The organism is uncultured Cetobacterium sp., from assembly GCF_945952365.1.
Classification (GTDB): domain Bacteria; phylum Fusobacteriota; class Fusobacteriia; order Fusobacteriales; family Fusobacteriaceae; genus Cetobacterium_A.
In genome coordinates, this window is sequence record NZ_CAMFHX010000038.1 from 1 (window position 1) to 19,494 (window position 19,494).

The 19,494-nt window shown below is 33.5% G+C and carries 16 protein-coding genes, 1 tRNA gene and 1 other annotated feature; all 17 genes read left to right on the plus strand.

Annotated elements, in window-relative coordinates; genetic code table 11:
* Positions 1-215 precede the first annotated feature (215 nt).
* The 17 genes from rpmG (at position 216) to eno (ending at position 19,405) form a co-directional block, all read left to right on the plus strand.
* Positions 216-368, plus strand: coding sequence for a 50S ribosomal protein L33 (gene rpmG, locus Q0O83_RS10805; protein WP_023051526.1), 153 nt, complete (start codon positions 216-218; stop codon positions 366-368).
* A 73-nt stretch (positions 369-441) separates the two neighbouring features.
* Positions 442-517: transfer RNA gene (locus Q0O83_RS10810), tRNA-Trp, on the plus strand.
* Between the two features lie 35 nt (positions 518-552).
* Complete coding sequence (secE, locus tag Q0O83_RS10815) at positions 553-735, plus strand: preprotein translocase subunit SecE (RefSeq protein ID WP_023051525.1); 183 nt, start codon at positions 553-555, stop codon at positions 733-735.
* A 1-nt stretch (position 736) separates the two neighbouring features.
* Positions 737-1,336 (plus strand): transcription termination/antitermination protein NusG, encoded by a 600-nt coding sequence (gene nusG / locus Q0O83_RS10820; RefSeq protein ID WP_294097009.1) that lies wholly within the window; start codon positions 737-739, stop codon positions 1,334-1,336.
* 66 nt (positions 1,337-1,402) lie between these two features.
* Complete coding sequence (rplK, locus tag Q0O83_RS10825) at positions 1,403-1,828, plus strand: 50S ribosomal protein L11 (RefSeq protein WP_294097011.1); 426 nt, start codon at positions 1,403-1,405, stop codon at positions 1,826-1,828.
* Between the two features lie 80 nt (positions 1,829-1,908).
* Complete coding sequence (gene rplA, locus Q0O83_RS10830; protein ID WP_294097014.1) at positions 1,909-2,613, plus strand: 50S ribosomal protein L1; 705 nt, start codon at positions 1,909-1,911, stop codon at positions 2,611-2,613.
* Between the two features lie 90 nt (positions 2,614-2,703).
* Positions 2,704-2,846: a sequence feature (ribosomal protein L10 leader region), on the plus strand.
* Between the two features lie 18 nt (positions 2,847-2,864).
* Positions 2,865-3,389: a 50S ribosomal protein L10 gene (gene rplJ / locus Q0O83_RS10835; RefSeq protein ID WP_294097016.1), complete on the plus strand. Its 525-nt coding sequence runs from the start codon at positions 2,865-2,867 to the stop codon at positions 3,387-3,389.
* Between the two features lie 66 nt (positions 3,390-3,455).
* A complete protein-coding gene (rplL, locus tag Q0O83_RS10840) occupies positions 3,456-3,818 on the plus strand; it encodes a 50S ribosomal protein L7/L12 (protein WP_294097018.1) in 363 nt (120 codons plus the stop codon).
* A 212-nt stretch (positions 3,819-4,030) separates the two neighbouring features.
* Positions 4,031-7,528 carry a DNA-directed RNA polymerase subunit beta gene (rpoB, locus tag Q0O83_RS10845; protein WP_294097019.1) on the plus strand — a complete coding sequence of 1,166 codons (3,498 nt, stop codon included), beginning with the start codon at positions 4,031-4,033 and terminating at the stop codon, positions 7,526-7,528.
* A 68-nt stretch (positions 7,529-7,596) separates the two neighbouring features.
* Positions 7,597-11,541, plus strand: coding sequence for a DNA-directed RNA polymerase subunit beta' (gene rpoC, locus Q0O83_RS10850; RefSeq protein WP_294097020.1), 3,945 nt, complete (start codon positions 7,597-7,599; stop codon positions 11,539-11,541).
* Between the two features lie 56 nt (positions 11,542-11,597).
* Positions 11,598-12,473 (plus strand): YicC/YloC family endoribonuclease, encoded by an 876-nt coding sequence (locus tag Q0O83_RS10855; protein ID WP_294097021.1) that lies wholly within the window; start codon positions 11,598-11,600, stop codon positions 12,471-12,473.
* 12 nt (positions 12,474-12,485) lie between these two features.
* Positions 12,486-13,040 (plus strand): guanylate kinase, encoded by a 555-nt coding sequence (gene gmk / locus Q0O83_RS10860; RefSeq protein ID WP_294097025.1) that lies wholly within the window; start codon positions 12,486-12,488, stop codon positions 13,038-13,040.
* Between the two features lie 9 nt (positions 13,041-13,049).
* Positions 13,050-13,268 (plus strand): DNA-directed RNA polymerase subunit omega, encoded by a 219-nt coding sequence (gene rpoZ / locus Q0O83_RS10865; RefSeq protein ID WP_294097027.1) that lies wholly within the window; start codon positions 13,050-13,052, stop codon positions 13,266-13,268.
* Positions 13,261-14,253: an FAD:protein FMN transferase gene (locus Q0O83_RS10870; RefSeq protein ID WP_294097029.1), complete on the plus strand. Its 993-nt coding sequence runs from the start codon at positions 13,261-13,263 to the stop codon at positions 14,251-14,253. The genes rpoZ and Q0O83_RS10870 overlap by 8 nt, the downstream gene beginning before the upstream one ends.
* Positions 14,254-14,356: 103 nt before the next feature.
* Complete coding sequence (locus tag Q0O83_RS10875; protein ID WP_294097034.1) at positions 14,357-16,327, plus strand: sodium-translocating pyrophosphatase; 1,971 nt, start codon at positions 14,357-14,359, stop codon at positions 16,325-16,327.
* Between the two features lie 285 nt (positions 16,328-16,612).
* Positions 16,613-18,022: a pyruvate kinase PykF gene (gene pykF / locus Q0O83_RS10880; RefSeq protein ID WP_294097031.1), complete on the plus strand. Its 1,410-nt coding sequence runs from the start codon at positions 16,613-16,615 to the stop codon at positions 18,020-18,022.
* Between the two features lie 75 nt (positions 18,023-18,097).
* Positions 18,098-19,405, plus strand: coding sequence for a phosphopyruvate hydratase (gene eno, locus Q0O83_RS10885; RefSeq protein WP_294097033.1), 1,308 nt, complete (start codon positions 18,098-18,100; stop codon positions 19,403-19,405).
* The last annotated feature ends 89 nt before the right edge of the window (positions 19,406-19,494 follow it).

Sequence of the window (19,494 nt, forward strand, 5' to 3'; positions counted from 1 at the left end):
TACTTGGGGGGCAGCCCCCTGGGAGGATAGGAAGTTGCCAATCTTTTTTTATTTTGGAGTAAAGAAAAAACTATTGACAAAATTGTAAAAAAGTGGTATTATCATCTATGTCTTAAAAAGAAAGCAATAAATAAGGAAACTCTTGTTTACCATACAATAAGTTATAATGTATGGGAGGATTTATAATATCCGTTAGATGAGTGGAGGTGTAAAGAGTGAGAGTAAATATTCAATTAGAGTGTACAGAGTGCAAAAGAAGAAACTACAGTACTTCAAAGAATAAGAAGAACACTACTGAAAGATTAGAATTAAATAAATACTGTAAATGGGACAAAAAAGTAACATTACATAAAGAAACTAAAAAGTAATTCTAGATCTAAGAAGCGTTTACGCTTCTTAGCTAATTATTAAAAGAAAAACAATTTGCAACAACACACATGCAGGTCAATGGCTCAATTGGCAGAGCATCGGTCTCCAAAACCGAGGGTTGGGGGTTCGATTCCCTCTTGACCTGCCATTTTTTTATAAAAATAAAATTACTGGTGGTGCAAAATGGGACTAATTAACGATGTAAGAAGAGAGTATTCTAAGGTTCAATGGCCTAGAAGAAAAGAGATTGTTGCGGCAACTAGTTGGGTTGTTGCTATGAGTATATTTTTAGGAATATACTTAGGAGTTTTCGATATAATTGCTTCAAGACTTTTAAAGATGCTTGTATCTCTCTTTGGAGGATAAAATGGAAAAAAGCTTAGTGAAAAAATGGTTTATGATTCATACTTATTCGGGGTATGAGAAAAAAGTTAAAACAGACTTAGAACAAAAAATAGAAACGTTAGGTTTATCTGATATAGTAACTAAAGTATTAGTTCCTGAAGAGGAAACTATTGAAGAGAGAAGAGGAAAGAAAAAAATTATTTCAAGAAAACTTTTCCCAGGGTATGTTATGCTAGAAATGGAAGCTACTAGAGAAGAAAGTGGAGATGGAATTAATTTTAGAGTAGACTCAGATGCTTGGTATGTTGTTAGAAATACTAACGGTGTAACAGGATTTGTTGGAGTAGGGTCAGACCCAATTCCAATGGAAGATGAAGAGGTTGAAAATATTTTCTCTGTTATAGGATACAAAAATGATGAAGATGAGAAAGCACTTAAAGAAGTTATAAGAGTTGACTATGAAGTAGGAGACTATGTAAAACTTTTAGCTGAAGGATTTGAAAATCAAGAAGGTAAAGTTGCTGAAATCGATATGGAACATAGAAAAGTTAAGGTTATGATGGAGATGTTTGGAAGAATGACTCCTATTGAAGTAGATCTTGACAGTGTTGAAAAGGCTTAATTAAATTTAAGTCAGTGGGAGATTGTAAAATCAATACCACAATTTTATGGAGGTGTAATTTAAACAATGGCAAAAGAAGTAATCGGATTAATAAAACTACAATTACCTGCTGGAAAAGCTAACCCTGCTCCACCAGTAGGACCAGCATTAGGACAACACGGAGTTAACATAATGGAATTCTGTAAATCGTTCAATGCAAAAACTCAAGATAAAGCGGGATGGATCATTCCAGTTGAAATCTCTGTTTACAATGACAGATCTTTCACATTTATCTTAAAAACTCCACCAGCATCTGATTTATTAAAGAAAGCAGCTGGGGTTCAATCTGGAGCTCAAAACTCTAAAAAAGAAGTAGCTGGAAAAATCAACACAGCTAAATTAAGAGAAATCGCTGAAACAAAGATGCCAGATTTAAACGCTGGATCAGTAGAAGCTGCTATGAATATAATAGCTGGATCAGCTAGATCAATGGGAATCAAAATAGAAGACTAATTAGAAGTCAATTCTTATTTATGTGATATTAAGTGGTAGGATGTAAACATCCGTTTAACCACAGAAGGAGGAAATTTTCAATGGCAAATAAAAGAGGTAAAAAATACCTAGAAATAGCTAAAATAGTTGAGCAAGGAAGACTATACGAGGTTAAAGAAGCTTTAGAACTTGTAAGAAAGACAAGAACAGCTAACTTCGTAGAAACAGTTGAGATTGCATTAAGATTAGGAGTAGATCCTAGACATGCTGACCAACAAGTTAGAGGTACAGTTGTACTTCCAAACGGAACAGGAAAAACAGTTAAAGTATTAGCAATAACTTCAGGAGCTAACGTAGAGAAAGCTTTAGAAGCTGGAGCAGATTATGCTGGAGCAGAAGAGTATATCGAAAAAATCCAACAAGGTTGGTTTGACTTTGATATCGTAATCGCTACACCAGATATGATGCCTAAATTAGGAAGACTTGGAAGAGTTTTAGGAACTAAAGGTTTAATGCCTAATCCTAAATCAGGAACAGTTACACCAGATATCGCAACGGCAGTATCTGAGTTCAAGAAAGGAAAACTTGCATTCAGAGTAGACAAGTTAGGGTCAATCCACGCACCAATCGGTAAAGCGGATTTCTCTGAAGAAGCATTATTAGAGAACTTTACAGCTTTCATTAACGAAATCGTTAGAATAAAGCCATCAGCTTCTAAAGGTCAATACTTAAGAACTGTTGCAGTATCTTTAACAATGGGACCAGGAGTTAAGATGGATCCAGTTTTAGTTGCAAAAAATTCGTAATTAAAATTTGCAAAAATTTGAATTATATGTTATACTTATAAAGTTGTAAAATTATAACTTTATATTACAAGTTAAAAAGTTGGATAAATAATTAAATATAGATCCAAACCAAAGACCGTAGGTGACATAAGTCTTAAATATCCTACCGAGGTTGGAAGAAGGTATTCACTAACCTCATAGTTAGATCATGAACCTCCGTTCCTACCTTGGAGCGGAGGTAATTTTAGAGTAAAAGAGGAGGTGAATCAATAATGGCAACTCAATTAAAAAAAGAGCTTGTAGCGGAATTAGTTGAAAAAATATCTAAGGCTCAATCAATCGTTTTAGTTGACTATCAAGGTCTTAGAGTAAATCAAGAGACTGAGTTAAGAAAACAAATGAGAGAAAATGGAGCAGAATACTTAGTTGCTAAGAACAGACTGTTCAAAATAGCACTAGCTGAGGCTGGTATAGCTGATAAATTTGATGATTTACTTGAAGGGACTACTGCATTTGCATTCGGATATGCTGATCCAGTAACTCCAGCGAAAGTAGTTTATGATGTTGAAGCAGCTCAAGCAAAAGCAAATGCAAAAGCAAAGAAGACTATATTCACTATAAAAGGTGGAGTTTTAACAGGTAAGAGAGTTGAAGCTGCAGAGGTAGTAGCACTAGCTAAATTACCTTCTAGAGAGCAACTTCTTTCTATGGTTCTTAACGGAATGCTTGGACCAGTTAGAAAACTTGCTTACGCAACTGTGGCTATCGCTGAAAAGAAAGAAACAGCTGCTGAGTAATCACCAGTTAATTTTAGAGTATTATTGATTAAAAAAACATTTAGGAAAATTTAAGGAGGAAATAAAATGGCGTTCAATAAAGAGCAATTCATAGCTGATTTAGAAGCTATGTCAGTATTAGATTTAAGAGAATTAGTAACAGCTTTAGAGGAGCACTTCGGTGTTACTGCTGCTGCACCAGTAGCTGTAGCTGCTGCTGAGGGACCTGCTGTAGAGGAGAAAACTGAGTTTGATGTAGTTTTAACTGCTGCAGGAGCTAACAAAATAGCTGTAATCAAAGAAGTAAGAGCAATTACTGGATTAGGATTAAAAGAAGCTAAAGAAGTAGTAGATAACGGTGGAACAATAAAAGAGGGAGCTTCTAAAGAAGAAGCTGAAGCTATAAAAGCTAAATTAACTGAAGCTGGAGCTACAGTAGAAGTTAAGTAATAACCCTTACAAAGTTACTCAATAGTAACTAGTTATACTTAAATGAAAAAAATAGGCACTCTAACGGGTGCCTTTTTACTCATTATAATGAAAATTATTAAATAATCTATTAAAAAAAGGAAGTTAATACTTAATCTTTTGAAAATAAAAGCCTTTTATTTTCCAAAGATTAGGTATTGATCACTATATGAAATAGTAAGGAGTGTGAATTGATGGGGAAACTCGTTGAAAGATTGAATTTTGGAAGAATCGAAGAGAGAGGGGCTATGCCTCATTTTTTAGAATTCCAACTGGATTCCTATGAAGATTTTCTACAAGCTAAGGAGGCTCCACTTAACAGAAAAGACAAGGGGCTGGAATCGGCTTTTAGAGAAATATTCCCTGTTGAATCTTCAAATGGAGATATAAAGTTAGAATATGTTTCTTACGAGCTACATGAAGCTGAAGCTCCATTGAATGATGAGCTTGAATGTAAGAAAAGAGGGAAAACTTATTCTGCTTCTTTAAAAGTAAGATTAAGACTTACTAACAAGAAGAGTGGAAATGAAATCCAAGAAACACTTGTTTATTTTGGAGAAGTTCCTTTAATGACGGAAAGAGGAACATTTATAATAAATGGTGCAGAGAGAGTAGTTGTATCACAATTACATAGATCTCCAGGAGTATCATTTAATAAAGAAGTTAACATTCAAACAGGAAAAGACTTGTTCTCTGGAAAAATTATTCCTTATAAAGGGACTTGGCTAGAGTTTGAAACTGATAAAAATGATTTCTTAAGTGTAAAGATTGATAGAAAGAAGAAAGTTTTAGCAACTGTATTCTTAAAAGCTGTTGATTTCTTCGATACAAACGAAGAAATAATGGACGAATTCTTAGAAGAAAAAGAAGTTAATTTATCAGAGTATTATTCAAGATACACTAATAAAGAAGAGCTTATAAGTGTTTTAAAAACAAGAATTGAAGGAAGCTTTATAAAAGAGGATATCTTCAATGAAGAAACTGGAGAAGTTTTATTTGAAACAAAGCAACTTATAACAGAAGCTGTTATATTTGAGTTAGTAGATTCTAAAATTGAAAACATATTAGTTTGGGAAGTAAAACCAGAGGATAAAGTATTTGCTAATACTATAGTAAATGATACTGGAGATACAAAAGAAGAAGCTGTAACAGAGGTATTTAAGAAATTAAGACCTGGAGATTTAGTAACAATAGATTCAGCTAGATCTTTAATTAAGCAAATGTTCTTTAATCCACAAAGATATGATTTAGAGCCAGTTGGAAGATATAAAATGAACAAGAGATTAAAGCTTGATCTTCCAGAAGATGAAATCCTATTAACTAAAGAAGATGTAATTGCAACAATAAAGTATGTAATTTCATTAAATAATGGAAAAGGTCATACTGATGATATAGATAACTTATCTAATAGAAGAGTTAGAGGAGTTGGAGAACTTCTATTAATGCAAATTAAAGCTGGATTATCTAAGATGGGTAAAATGGTAAAAGAGAAAATGACTATACAAGATGTAGAAACATTAACTCCGCAATCATTATTAAACACTAGACCACTAAACGCATTAGTTTTAGATTTCTTTGGTTCTGGGCAACTATCACAATTCATGGACCAGTCAAACCCATTAGCAGAGTTAACTCATAAGAGAAGAATATCTGCACTAGGACCAGGAGGACTTTCAAGAGAGAGAGCCGGGTTCGAGGTAAGAGACGTTCATGATTCACATTATGGAAGAATTTGTCCAATAGAGACACCAGAAGGACCAAACATCGGTCTTATTGGATCTTTAGCAATATATGCAAAAGTTAATTCATACGGATTTATAGAAACTCCATACGTAAAAGTAGAAAATGGAGTTGCAAACTTCGATGATATTCACTACTTAGCAGCAGATGAAGAGGAAGGATTATTCATAGCCCAAGCCGATACAAAACTTGCAGAAAATGCAGAATTATTAGGAGATGTTGTATGTAGATATGGACATGAAATTGTTCATATACCTGGAGAAAAGGTACACTACCTAGACGTATCACCTAAGCAAGTGGTATCAGTTTCAGCAGGATTAATTCCATTCTTAGAACATGATGATGCGAACAGAGCACTGATGGGATCGAACATGCAAAGACAAGCGGTACCATTATTAAGAACTGAGGCACCTTTCATAGGAACTGGACTTGAGAGAAAAGTTGCTGTTGATTCAGGAGCAGTAATTTCTGCAAAAGCAAAAGGTAAGGTAACTTATGTTGATGCTAAAGAGATTACTATAGAAGATGCTGAGGGAAAAGTTTACAAGCACAGATTACTTAACTTTGAAAGATCAAACCAAGCGATGTGTTTACACCAAACTCCATTAGTAGATTTAGGTCAAGAAGTTGAACTAGGTCAAGTAATAGCTGATGGACCAGCAACAAAAGGTGGAGATTTAGCACTTGGAAGAAACATCTTAATGGCATTCATGCCATGGGAAGGATATAACTACGAGGATGCGATTCTTATATCTGATAGATTAAGAAAAGATGACGTATTTACATCAATCCACATTGAAGAGTACGAAATAGAAGCTAGAAACACTAAGTTAGGTGATGAAGAGATTACTAGAGAAATACCAAATGTATCTGAAGAAGCTTTAAAGAATTTAGATTCAAGAGGTATAATTGTTGTAGGATCTGAAGTTGGACCAGGAGATATATTAGTTGGAAAAACTGCACCAAAAGGTGAATCTGAGCCACCAGCAGAAGAAAAGTTATTAAGAGCTATCTTCGGAGAAAAAGCAAGAGATGTAAGAGATACATCATTAAAAATGCCTCATGGATCTAAAGGAACAGTTGTTGAAGTTCTTGAATTATCGAGAGAAAACGGAGACGAATTAAAGGCTGGAGTAAATAGATCGATAAGAGTGTTTATAGCAGAGAAAAGAAAAATAACTGTTGGAGATAAAATGTCAGGAAGACATGGTAACAAAGGTGTTGTTTCTAGAGTTTTACCAGCAGAAGATATGCCATTCTTAGCAGATGGTACTCACTTAGACGTTGTTATCAACCCACTAGGGGTTCCTTCACGTATGAACATTGGACAGGTTCTAGAGGTTCATTTAGGAATGGCTATGGGTAAATTAAATGGTGGAACTTATTTATCAACTCCAGTATTTGATGGTGCAACAGAAGAGCAAGTAAAAGATTACTTAGAAAAAGCAGGATACCCAAGAAAAGGTAAGGTTACATTATTTGATGGAAGAACTGGAGATAAATTCGATAATCCAGTAACAGTTGGAAGAATGTATATGTTAAAACTTCACCATTTAGTTGAAGATAAGATGCATGCGAGAGCAATTGGACCATACTCATTAGTAACACAACAACCTCTTGGAGGAAAAGCACAATTCGGAGGACAAAGACTTGGAGAGATGGAGGTTTGGGCTTTAGAAGCATACGGAGCTTCAAATATCCTTCAAGAAATGTTAACAGTTAAGTCTGACGATGTAACAGGTAGAACAAAAACTTATGAAGCGATTGTAAAAGGTGAAGAGATGCCAGAAGCAGATCTACCAGAGTCATTTAAGGTTCTATTAAAAGAGTTCCAAGCGTTAGCACTAGACGTAGAACTTTTTGATGCTAATAACGAGTTAATTAACGTTAACGAAGAGTTAGGAAAAGACGAAACAATAGTTGAGTTTTCTTTATCTGACCAAATAAACTAATTTAAGTTAAAATTGAATATGATGATAGATGAAAGCTTTATCTCATTTAAGGAGGCTTTGTATTTAATATGGGAATTAAAAGTTTTGAGAAGATTAGAATTAAACTAGCTTCTCCAGAGAAGATAGAAGATTGGTCGTACGGAGAAGTTACGAAACCAGAAACAATAAACTACAGAACATTAAATCCAGAAATGGATGGATTATTCTGTGAGAGAATATTCGGACCATCAAAAGATTGGGAATGTTCTTGTGGAAAATATAAGAGAATGAGATATAAAGGACTAGTTTGTGAGAAATGTGGAGTTGAAGTAACTAAGTCTAAAGTAAGAAGAGAGAGAATGGGGCACATAGCATTAGCTGCCCCTGTAGCTCACATCTGGTATTCTAAAGGAACACCAAATAAGATGTCTCTTATTTTAGGAATTTCTCCAAAAGAGTTAGAATCTGTTCTGTACTTTGCTAGATATATTGTAACAGCTAGTGAAGAGCCAACTTTAAAAATTGGTAAAATTATAACTGAAAAAGAGTACAAGCTATACAAGCAAATGTACGGAAGACAGTTTGAAGCAAAAATGGGTGCTGAAGCGATTTTAAAATTATTAGAAATGATAAATTTAGAAGACCTAAGAGTAGAGTTAGAAAAAGAACTTGAAGATGTAAATTCAGCTCAAAAAAGAAAGAAGTTAGTAAAAAGATTAAAAATAACAAGAGACTTTATAGCATCTGGTAACTTACCACAATGGATGATATTAAAGAATGTTCCAGTTATTCCAGCTGATTTAAGACCAATGGTACAATTAGATGGTGGAAGATTTGCTACTTCTGACTTAAATGATCTTTATAGAAGAGTTATCAACAGAAATAACAGATTAAAGAGACTTTTAGAAATAAAAGCTCCAGAAATCGTAGTTAAAAATGAAAAGAGAATGCTTCAAGAAGCAGTAGATGCTCTTATTGATAACGGAAGAAGAGGAAAACCAGTTGTTGCACAAAATAACAGAGAGTTAAAATCACTTTCTGATATGTTAAAAGGAAAGCAAGGAAGATTTAGACAAAACCTTCTTGGAAAAAGAGTAGATTACTCTGCAAGATCGGTTATCGTTGTAGGACCTTCTTTAAAAATGCACCAATGTGGAATTCCTAAAAAGATGGCTTTAGAGCTTTACAAGCCTTTCATAATGAGAGAGTTAGTAAAGAGAGAGTTAGCATCTAACATAAAAACAGCTAAAAAATTAGTTGAAGATGCAGACGATAAAGTATGGGATGTAATCGAAGATGTTATCCAAGATCACCCAGTTCTATTAAATAGAGCTCCGACTCTACATAGACTGTCAATCCAAGCTTTTGAGCCTGTATTAATTGAAGGAAAAGCAATAAGACTGCATCCTCTAGTATGTTCTGCATTCAATGCCGACTTCGATGGAGACCAAATGGCAGTTCATTTAATGCTATCACCTGAAGCTATAATGGAAGCAAAGCTTCTTATGTTAGCTCCAAACAACATCATATCTCCATCAAATGGAGAGCCAATAGCTGTACCTTCTCAAGATATGGTTATGGGATGTTTCTATATGACAAAAGATAGACCTGGAGCAAAAGGAGAAGGAAAAGCATTCTCTAATAAAGAGCAAGTTTTAACAGCTTACGACAGAGGAATCTTAGATACTCATGCAGTTGTAAATGTTAGAATCAATGGTGAAATGGTAAAAACTACTCCTGGAAGAATAATGTTCAATGAAATGTTACCTGAAGTAAACAAGCAATATGATGTAACATTCGGAAAATCTCAATTAAAGAAACTAATAGGTAAATTATATGAGATGCACGGATTTACAAAAACAGCTGAATTAATTAACGAGATTAAAAACTTCGGATATCACTATGCAACGTTTGCAGGAGTATCAGTAGGAATAGAAGATCTTGAAATTCCATTAACTAAAAAATCAATCTTAGAAGAAGCAGATCAAAAAGTTGCTGAAATCGAAGCTGATTATAAAGCTGGAAAAATCATCAACGAAGAGAGATATAGAAAAACTGTAGCTCTTTGGTCAGAAACAACAGCAAAAGTTACAGATGCAATGATGAGTGGACTAGACCAATTTAACCCGGTTTACATGATGGCGAACTCTGGAGCCAGAGGATCTATCGCACAGATGAGACAGTTAGCGGCAATGAGAGGAAACATGGCCGATACGCAAGGAAGAATCATCGAGGTACCAATTAAAGCCAACTTCAGAGAAGGTCTAACGGTATTAGAGTTCTTCATGTCATCACATGGAGCTAGAAAAGGTTTAGCGGATACGGCGTTAAGAACTGCCGATTCAGGATACTTAACAAGAAGACTTGTTGATATATCTCACGAAGTTATTGTTAACTCAATTGATTGTGGAACTCACGAAGGAATTGAAGTAGCAGAGCTAGTTTCAGATGGTCAAGTAATTGAAAAATTATCTGAAAGATTAGTAGGTAGAGTACCTGCTGAAGATGTAATCTTCGAAGGTGAAGTAATTGCTAGAAGAAACGAGATGTTCACAAAAGAGCAAATCGCTAGAATTACTGAATTAGAAATTAAGAAAATTAAAATTAGATCTCCATTAACTTGTGACCTTGAAAAAGGTGTTTGTCAAAAATGTTATGGAATGGATCTAGCTAATCATAAAGAGATTTTACTAGGAGAAGCGGTTGGAGTTATAGCAGCTCAATCAATCGGAGAACCGGGTACACAGCTTACAATGAGAACGTTCCATACAGGAGGAGTTGCGACAGCAACTGCAGCTGCAACAAGTATCAAAGCTGAAAATACAGGAAAAGTTGTATTTAAAGAGATTAAGATTCTAGAAAATAAAGAAACTCAAGAGAAAATTGTAGTTTCTCAATCAGCTAAAATCTTAATAGGGAACTATGACTATGAAATTGCATCAGGATCTATATTAAAGGTTGAGGAAGGGCAAGAAGTTAAACCAGGAGATATCCTAGTTACATTCGATCCATACCATATCCCTATTATAGCTAACCAAGATGGAAGAATAGAATACAGAGAGCTATATGTAAAAGAAAACTTTGATGAGAAGTATAACGTTACAGAATACATGGCTATAAAAACTGTAGAGTCTGGAGATTCAAACCCAAGAGTAGTTATCTTCGATGAGGAAGGAAACGCAAAAGAGAGTTACTCAATACCATTCGGAGCATACTTAATGGTAAGAGAGGGAGAATCTGTAAAAACAGGACAAATCATAGCTAAGATCATAAAAGAAGGAGAAGGAACGAAAGATATCACTGGAGGTCTTCCGAGAATTCAAGAGCTATTTGAAGCTAGAAACCCTAAAGGAAAAGCTATTCTATCAGAAATAGAAGGAAAAGTAGAAGTTACAGGAAGAAAGAAAAAAGGTATGAGAGTAATTATCATAAGATCTATTTCTGACACTGAAAACTTCAAAGAATACTTAGCACCAGTTGGAGAACATTTAGTTGTAACAGATGGAATGTTAATAAAGGCTGGAGATAAGATTACAGATGGAGCTATATCACCATTTGACGTTCTAAACATCAAAGGATTAGTTGCAGCAGAGCAGTTTATACTAGAATCTGTACAACAAGTATATAGAGACCAAGGAGTTACTGTAAATGATAAGCATATAGAGATTATCGTTAAGCAGATGTTCAAGAAAGTAAGAATAGTAGAATCAGGAGCTTCATTATTCCTAGAAGATGAAGTTGTAGAGAAGAGAGTTGTTGAATTAGAAAATAATAAGTTAAGAGCAGAAGGAAAAGCAGAAATCAAATATGAGCCTGTTATCCAAGGTATTACAAAAGCCGCTGTTAACACAGGAAGTTTCATATCAGCAGCATCGTTCCAAGAAACTACGAAAGTACTTTCAAATGCAGCAATAGAAGGTAAAGAAGACTACTTAGAGGGACTAAAAGAAAACGTAATTATAGGTAAGAAAATACCAGCAGGTACTGGATATAAAGCTTATAAGAACATAGTTCCAGTTGAGATAGAGGACTAATAAAATAGGCGACTTTGTCGCCTATTTTAGCATTTTATTTATGAGAGGTTGATGTTATGAGAAGTATGACAGGTTATTCAAAAGAATATTTTGAAAACGAAAAATATTCAATATCTTTAGAAATAAAGAGTGTAAATAATAAGAACTTAAATTTAAAAATAAAATCACCTCATATGCTAAATTTTTTGGAAAATAAAATCAGAACAGAGGTTGCTTCTAAAGTTACAAGAGGAAGTATAGATTTAAAAATTGAATTTCATGATAAGAGAGAAGTTGATAATCTTTTTGAATATGATAAAAATATGACAGCTTCTTATTTGAAAGTTTTAAATACTATAGAGAATGACTATAACGAAAAGTTTAGTAACAAACTTGATTTACTAGTTAAGAATTTAAATGTCATTAGAAGAAATGATTTAGAGATAGATGAGAAAGAGTATGAGCAGTTTGTAATAAATAATTTACACACACTTTTAGATTCATTCATTGAAATGAAAGAATCTGAAGGGGAAAGAATGAAGAGATATTTCTTAGAGTGTATAGAAATTATAGAAAAAAATGTTTCTATAATAAAATCTTTAAAAGAAAATATCGTTACAAACTACAAAGAGAAACTATTAGAAAGATTATCTAAAGTAACAGATATAGAGTTTAATGATGAAATGTTATTAAGAGAAGTTTTGTTATTCACAGATAAATCTGATATTTCAGAGGAAGTTTCTAGACTAGAAAGTCATCTTTATCAATTAAAAATAGAGTTAAATTCTATTAATACAGGTATAGGAAAGAAAATTGATTTTATTCTTCAAGAGATCTTTAGAGAGCTAAATACATCTGGGGTAAAATGTAATTTGTATGATATTTCAAAGCTTATTGTAGAATGTAAAAATGAAATTGAAAAAATTAGAGAACAAGCTCTAAATATAGAATAAAGGAGAATGCAAATGAAAAAGGGAGAACTATTTATTGTTTCTGGTCCTAGTGGTGCTGGAAAATCGACAATATGTAGAATAGTTAGAAAGCAGTTAGGTATAAATTTAGCAACTTCAGCTACAACTCGTGCTCCAAGAGAGGGAGAGTTACACGGAAGAGATTATTATTTCTTAACAATTGATGAGTTTAAAGATAAGATTGAAAAGAAAGAATTTTTAGAATATGCAACTGTTCATACTAACTACTATGGAACTTTAAAATCTGAAGTAGAATCAAGACTAGCGTCTGGAGAAAATGTTATTCTTGAGATAGATGTTCAAGGAGGACTTCAAGTTAAAGCTGTATATCCAACTGCTCATTTAGTATTCTTTAAAACACCAACAATGGAAGATTTAGAGAGAAGGCTAAGAGGAAGAAAAACAGATAGTGAAGAAACTATCCAACTTAGATTAAAAAACTCAATTCAAGAGTTAGAATATGAAAAAGATTACGATATAACAATTATTAACTATACTGTTGAAAAATCATGTGATGAGTTAGTAAAAATTATAAATTCTAAAAACTAGGAGGATCTTATGAAAAAGGTAATTACTTATGATGAATTATTAGATAAAATACCTAATAAATATACATTAACAATAACAGCAGGAAAGAGAGCAAGAGAGATAGGTAAAGGAGCTCCTGTTTTAACAAAAGTTTCTAAAAAAGATACTGTTGTTAAAAAGACTTTCAGAGAAATATTAGATGGAAAAATAACTTTTGTTGAAATTCCAGAGGAATTAGCAAATGACTAAGAGTAGAAATATATTTCTACTCTTTTTACTTTTTTTACTATTGTTGGGGTGTGAAAAAAAGGTCGAAAGAGTGGACGAGGAAAAATTTGCATTTGGAACATTTTTTAAGGTAACAATATTTTCTAATAATGCTAAAGGTGCAAAAGGAAAAATAGGATTAGCATTTAAAGAGATTGAAAGAATAGATGAGAAGTATAACAGTAAAGTTAAAGGGAGCTTGGTTGATAATTTAAATAAGACTAAAAAAGAGATTTTTGATGAAGAGGGAGTTTATCTTTTAAAAGAAGTGAAAAAAACATATGAACTTTCAGAAAAAAAATACGATATAACAATGGAACCGTTGATGATGGTATGGGGATTTTCAGAAGAAGTTGAAGTGAGAACAGTTTTACCAGGTGAAGAAGAATTGAAAAAAGCATCAGAAAATGTTGATTTTTCAAAAGTGGAAATAGAAAATAATATAGTTTCAATTAAAAATTCGGATATGAAAATAGATACAGGTTCATTTTTAAAGGGATATGCGGTAAAAAAAGCAGCCGAAAAATTAAGAGAAAATGGAGTTACAAATGGATTTATATCTGCAATTTCAAGCATTGAAGCTATAGGAACAAAAGGAGATGGGACGCCTTGGAAAATAGGAATTCAAAATCCAGATAATCCATCAGAAATATTAGGAATTGTGGAATTGAATAATCAAAGTATGGGGGTTTCAGGAAATTATCAAACTTATGTAGAAATTGATGGAAAAAGGTATCACCATATCTTAGATAAAGAAACAAATTATCCAGTTCAGGATAAAAAAATGGTAGTAGTTGTGAATAAAAATTCATTTGAAGCTGATATGTATTCAACAGCATTTTTCCTTATGCCTATAGATAAAGTTTTACAAAAAGCTAACTCTACACCAGATTTAGATGTTTTAATTGTTGATAAAAATAATAAAATAATAGTTTCAGAAAATTTAAAATTTAGTAAAAAGGACTAATAAATAAAGAAAAAAAGAACTTTGTTTTTTCTTGAAATATCCTAGAGTTTCTCGTATACTTTAATAATATTAAGTGTACTAGGAGGTTTTAAAAGTGGAGCAAATGATCTATTTAGGAATTTTCGGTGGTATTATAGCACTATGTGCAGCGTCATTTTATTCAAAGAAAGTTCAAAGTTATGAGATTAATATTCCGAGAGTAGCTGAAATAACAGATGCAATCAGAGAAGGAGCAATGGCTTTTCTTTCGGCGGAATATAAAATTCTAATTTGGTTTGTTGCAGCAGTAGCAGTTTTATTAGGAGTGTTTTTAGCACCTATGGTAGCACTAACTTTTGTTATTGGGGCTTTAACATCAGCTTTAGCAGGAAATATAGGAATGAGAATAGCGACAAAAGCAAATGGAAGAACTGCTATAGCGGCTAAAGAGGGCGGATTATCAAAAGCTTTAGATGTAGCCTTTGCTGGAGGAGCTGTTATGGGGCTTTCAGTTGTTGGATTAGGAATGTTGGGATTGACAAGTTTAATATTAATTTTTAATTGGGATGTAAGTATAATTACAGGCTTTGGAATGGGAGCGTCATCGATAGCATTATTTGCTAGAGTTGGTGGAGGTATTTATACTAAAGCAGCAGATGTAGGTGCTGATTTAGTTGGAAAAGTTGAGGCTGGAATTCCAGAAGATGATCCTAGAAATCCGGCAACTATAGCTGACAATGTAGGAGATAACGTAGGAGATGTAGCTGGAATGGGTGCAGATCTTTTTGAATCATATGTTGGATCAATAATCGCGACATTGGCTATTGGTGCAGCAATGGGTTCTAAGGAATATCTATTAGCTCCAATAATGATTTCAGCTTTTGGAATAATAGCTTCGATAATAGCAACATTAACAGTTAAAACAGAAAATCCAGATGAAGTTTATCACAAATTAGAAAATGGAACTAGGATAGCTGGATTGTTATCTATAATAGCTTCATTTGGAGTTATTAAGTATTTGAACTTACCTCTAGGAATCTTTTGGGCAATTGTAGCAGGATTAGTAGCAGGACTTGTAATTGCATATTTTACAGGGCTATATACAGATACAGGAAAAAAAGCTGTAAACAGAATTTCAGATGCAGCTAAAACAGGTCCAGCTACTACAATAATAGAGGGATTAGCAGTAGGAATGGAATCTACTGTTGCTCCAATGTTGATCATTTCATTAGCTATAATTATGGCCTATAAATTTGCTGGTTTATATGGGATTTCAATTGCAGCAGTAGGGATGTTATCAACAACAGGAATGGTAGTAGCAGTAGATGCCTATGGTCCAGTTGCGGATAATGCAGGTGGAATAGCAGAGATGGCTGAATTACCTCATGAAGTTAGAGAATGCACAGATAAATTAGATGCCGTTGGAAATTCAACAGCAGCAGTAGGAAAAGGATTTGCGATTGGATCAGCAGCTTTAACAGCACTTTCTTTATTTGCAGCTTATAAGGAATCAATTCAAAAAGCATCAGGAAAAGATTTTGTATTAGATATTATAAATCCAGATGTAATAGTAGGTATTTTTATAGGTGGAATGTTAACATTCTTATTCTCTGCTTTAACAATGACAGCGGTAGGAAAAGCTGCTATGGAGATGGTTGAAGAGGTGAGAAGGCAATTTAGAGAAAATCCAGGAATAATGGATAAAACCGTTAAACCAGATTATAAAAGATGTGTTGAAATATCAACACATTCATCTTTAAGAGAGATGTTAATTCCTGGAGTTTTAGCAATTTTAGCTCCAGTAGTTGTAGGATTATGGTCACCACAAGCTTTGGGAGGATTGTTAGCTGGAGCATTAGTAACAGGTATATTAATGGCTATAATGATGGCTAATGCTGGTGGAGCTTGGGATAATGCTAAAAAACAAATAGAAGCAGGATATAAAGGAGATGGAAAGGGTTCTGAAAGACATAAAGCAGCAGTAGTTGGAGATACGGTAGGAGATCCGTTTAAAGATACTTCGGGTCCTTCGCTAAATATTTTAATAAAACTTATGAGTATTGTTTCACTTGTGTTAGTACCTTTATTTGTTTAAAGATTTGGTCCTAGAATAATCTAGGACTTTTTTTATTTTTAATTAAATAAAAAAAGGAAAAAAATAAAAAAGTAGAAAAGTAAAAAGTAAGATTTTTTTTTAAAATTAGTAAAACAAAGAGGGTTCTAGAAAAGTGGGAATAATAGAGTCAAAAAAAGGTAAAAAATAGATATTTAACTTGCTTGACTTTAACTGGTATATTAGATAGAATTTGAATACTTAATGTTAGGGACGTAAGAGATTAAAATATAGATTAAAACTCATTATAGGAGGGACTAAGGAACTATGAAAAAAACAAAAATTGTATGTACAATAGGACCAAAAACAGAATCGGTTGAGGTATTATCAGAGTTATTAAAAGCTGGAATGAACGTTATGAGAATGAACTTCTCTCACGGAAGTCATGAAGAGCACGGGCAAAGAATTGTAAACTTAAAAGAGGCTGTAACTAATACAGGAATTAATGCAGCTGTATTATTAGATACTAAAGGACCAGAAATTAGAACTATAAAATTAGTAAATGGTCAAGATGTTACGTTAGTAGCTGGACAAAAGTTCACAATAACAACTGACGAAACAGTTATTGGAGATTCAACAAGAGTTGCTGTAACTTACAAAGAGTTAACAGACGATTTAAAAGCAGGAAACATCGTTTTAATAGATGATGGATTAATAGAAATGGAAGTTGAAGAAGTTGTTGGAAACGAAGTAAGATGTATAGTTAAAAATAATGGAGATTTAGGAGAAAATAAAGGGGTTAACTTACCAAATGTTTCAGTTCAGTTACCTGCTTTATCACCAAAAGATATCGGAGATTTAAAATTCGGTTGTGAGCAAAACGTAGATTTCGTAGCAGCTTCATTCATCAGAAAAGCTGATGACGTAAAAGCTGTAAGAGAAGTTTTAGATGCAAACGGTGGAGAAAAAATAAAAATAATTTCTAAAATTGAAAATCAAGAAGGATTAGATAACTTCGATGAAATTTTAGAATTGTCAGATGGAATAATGGTAGCTAGAGGAGATTTAGGAGTAGAAATTCCAGTTGAAGAAGTTCCATTTGCACAAAAGATGATGGTAGAGAAATGTAACTTAGCAGGAAAGGTTGTAATTACAGCAACTCAAATGCTAGATTCAATGATAAAAAATCCTAGACCAACAAGAGCGGAAGCAACAGATGTAACTAATGCAATATTAGACGGTACTGACGCTATAATGTTATCAGGAGAAACAGCAAAAGGAAAATATCCAATTGAAGCTGTAACAGTAATGAGAAAAATTGCTGAAAAGACAGATCCATTAGTAGCTTTCCAAATCGAAAACGAAGAGGGAGTAAATATAACTGAAGCAATGGCAAGAGGAACTGTAGATGTAGCTGAAGCTTTAGGAGCGAAATTAATCGTTTCTGGAACTGCATCAGGAAGATCAGCAACAGCTTTAAGAAGATACTTCCCAGAAGCGTTTGTTTTAGCTATAACAAATAATGAAAAAACTTATAACCAAATGATTTTAACAAGAGGAATAATCCCTTGTTTAGATACAACTGCTAAAAACTTAGAAGAGTTCTATGTTTTAGCTGAGCAAAAAGCATTAGCTTTAGGACTTGTTAAATCAGGAGATATCATTGTAGCTTCATGTGGAGAAGAAGTATTCAAAGCAGGAACAAGTAATTCAATGAAAGTTATAAAAGTAAAATAATTAAAAAGTACATAAATTTTGAGACTAAAATTTTAAAAATAAACTTTTAAAAAATTCTAAGGAGGATTCAAAGAAATGACTAGAATAGTTGAAGTTAAAGGAAGAGAAATTCTTGATTCAAGAGGAAACCCAACAGTTGAGGTGGACGTAATATTAGAATGTGGAGCTATGGGAAGAGCAGCAGTTCCATCTGGAGCGTCTACAGGAGCTTACGAAGCTGTAGAATTAAGAGATAAAGATAAATCTAGATATTTAGGAAACGGTGTTTTAAAGGCAGTAAACTACGTAAACACTGAAATTAAAGAGTTAGTAATCGGAATGGATGCAACTAACCAAGTAGCAGTAGATAAAGCTATGATCGAATTAGATGGAACTCCAAACAAAGCAAGATTAGGAGCTAACGCTATATTAGGTGTATCATTAGCAGTAGCTAAAGCAGCAGCAGCAGCATTAGGACAACCATTATACAAATACTTAGGAGGAGTTAACGCTACAGAGTTACCTTTACCTATGATGAACATATTAAACGGAGGAAGCCATGCTGACTCTGCAGTAGACGTTCAAGAGTTCATGGTACAACCAGTTGGAGCTAAGAACTTTGCTGAAGCTATGAGAATGGGATGCGAAATATTCCACCACTTAGGAAAAATCTTAAAAGCTAACGGAGATTCAACAAACGTTGGAAACGAAGGTGGATATGCACCAGCTAAAATCAACGGAACTGAAGGAGCTTTAGATATCATTTGTGAAGCTGTTAAAGCTGCTGGATATGAGTTAGGAACTGATGTTACATTCGCTTTAGATGCTGCAGCAACTGAGTTCTGTGTTGAAAAAGAAGATGGAACATTCGAATACCACTTCAAAAGAGAAGGTGGAGTAGTAAGATCAACTGAAGAAATGATCGAGTGGTACGCTGGATTATGTGAAAAGTATCCAATCAAATCTATCGAAGATGGATTAGGTGAAGATGACTGGGCTGGATTCCAACAATTAACAGCTAAAGTTGGACAAAAAGTTCAAATCGTTGGAGACGATTTATTCGTAACTAACACTGAGAGATTAGCAAGAGGAATTGAAATGAAATCTGCTAACTCTATCTTAATTAAGTTAAACCAAATCGGAACTTTAACTGAGACTTTAGATGCTATCGAAATGGCTAAGAGAGCTAACATGACTGCAGTAATATCTCATAGATCTGGAGAAACTGAAGATGCTACAATAGCTGATATCGCTGTTGCAACAAACGCAGGACAAATCAAAACTGGATCAACTTCAAGAACTGATAGAATGGCTAAATACAACCAATTATTAAGAATTCAAGAAGAGTTAGGATCTGTTGCTCAATACAAAGGAATCGAAGTATTCTACAACACATCAAAATAATTGATTTATATAAAGAGAGACCTTGTGTCTCTCTTTTTTATTATATAAGGAAACTATAGAAAAAATTTATCCAAAAAATATTGAAAAAT

What these genes read in the sequence shown, in the direction of transcription:
- secE (WP_023051525.1), top strand. Translation starts at nt 553, where the DNA reads ATGGGACTAATTAACGATGTAAGAAGAGAGTATTCTAAGGTTCAATGG.
- rplK (WP_294097011.1), top strand. Translation starts at nt 1,403, where the DNA reads ATGGCAAAAGAAGTAATCGGATTAATAAAACTACAATTACCTGCTGGA.
- rplL (WP_294097018.1), top strand. Translation starts at nt 3,456, where the DNA reads ATGGCGTTCAATAAAGAGCAATTCATAGCTGATTTAGAAGCTATGTCA.
- rpoZ (WP_294097027.1), top strand. Translation starts at nt 13,050, where the DNA reads ATGAAAAAGGTAATTACTTATGATGAATTATTAGATAAAATACCTAAT.
- gmk (WP_294097025.1), top strand. Translation starts at nt 12,486, where the DNA reads ATGAAAAAGGGAGAACTATTTATTGTTTCTGGTCCTAGTGGTGCTGGA.
- Q0O83_RS10870 (WP_294097029.1), top strand. Translation starts at nt 13,261, where the DNA reads ATGACTAAGAGTAGAAATATATTTCTACTCTTTTTACTTTTTTTACTA.
- pykF (WP_294097031.1), top strand. Translation starts at nt 16,613, where the DNA reads ATGAAAAAAACAAAAATTGTATGTACAATAGGACCAAAAACAGAATCG.
- rplJ (WP_294097016.1), top strand. Translation starts at nt 2,865, where the DNA reads ATGGCAACTCAATTAAAAAAAGAGCTTGTAGCGGAATTAGTTGAAAAA.
- rpoC (WP_294097020.1), top strand. Translation starts at nt 7,597, where the DNA reads ATGGGAATTAAAAGTTTTGAGAAGATTAGAATTAAACTAGCTTCTCCA.
- Q0O83_RS10855 (WP_294097021.1), top strand. Translation starts at nt 11,598, where the DNA reads ATGAGAAGTATGACAGGTTATTCAAAAGAATATTTTGAAAACGAAAAA.
- eno (WP_294097033.1), top strand. Translation starts at nt 18,098, where the DNA reads ATGACTAGAATAGTTGAAGTTAAAGGAAGAGAAATTCTTGATTCAAGA.
- rpoB (WP_294097019.1), top strand. Translation starts at nt 4,031, where the DNA reads ATGGGGAAACTCGTTGAAAGATTGAATTTTGGAAGAATCGAAGAGAGA.
- nusG (WP_294097009.1), top strand. Translation starts at nt 737, where the DNA reads ATGGAAAAAAGCTTAGTGAAAAAATGGTTTATGATTCATACTTATTCG.
- rplA (WP_294097014.1), top strand. Translation starts at nt 1,909, where the DNA reads ATGGCAAATAAAAGAGGTAAAAAATACCTAGAAATAGCTAAAATAGTT.
- Q0O83_RS10875 (WP_294097034.1), top strand. Translation starts at nt 14,357, where the DNA reads ATGATCTATTTAGGAATTTTCGGTGGTATTATAGCACTATGTGCAGCG.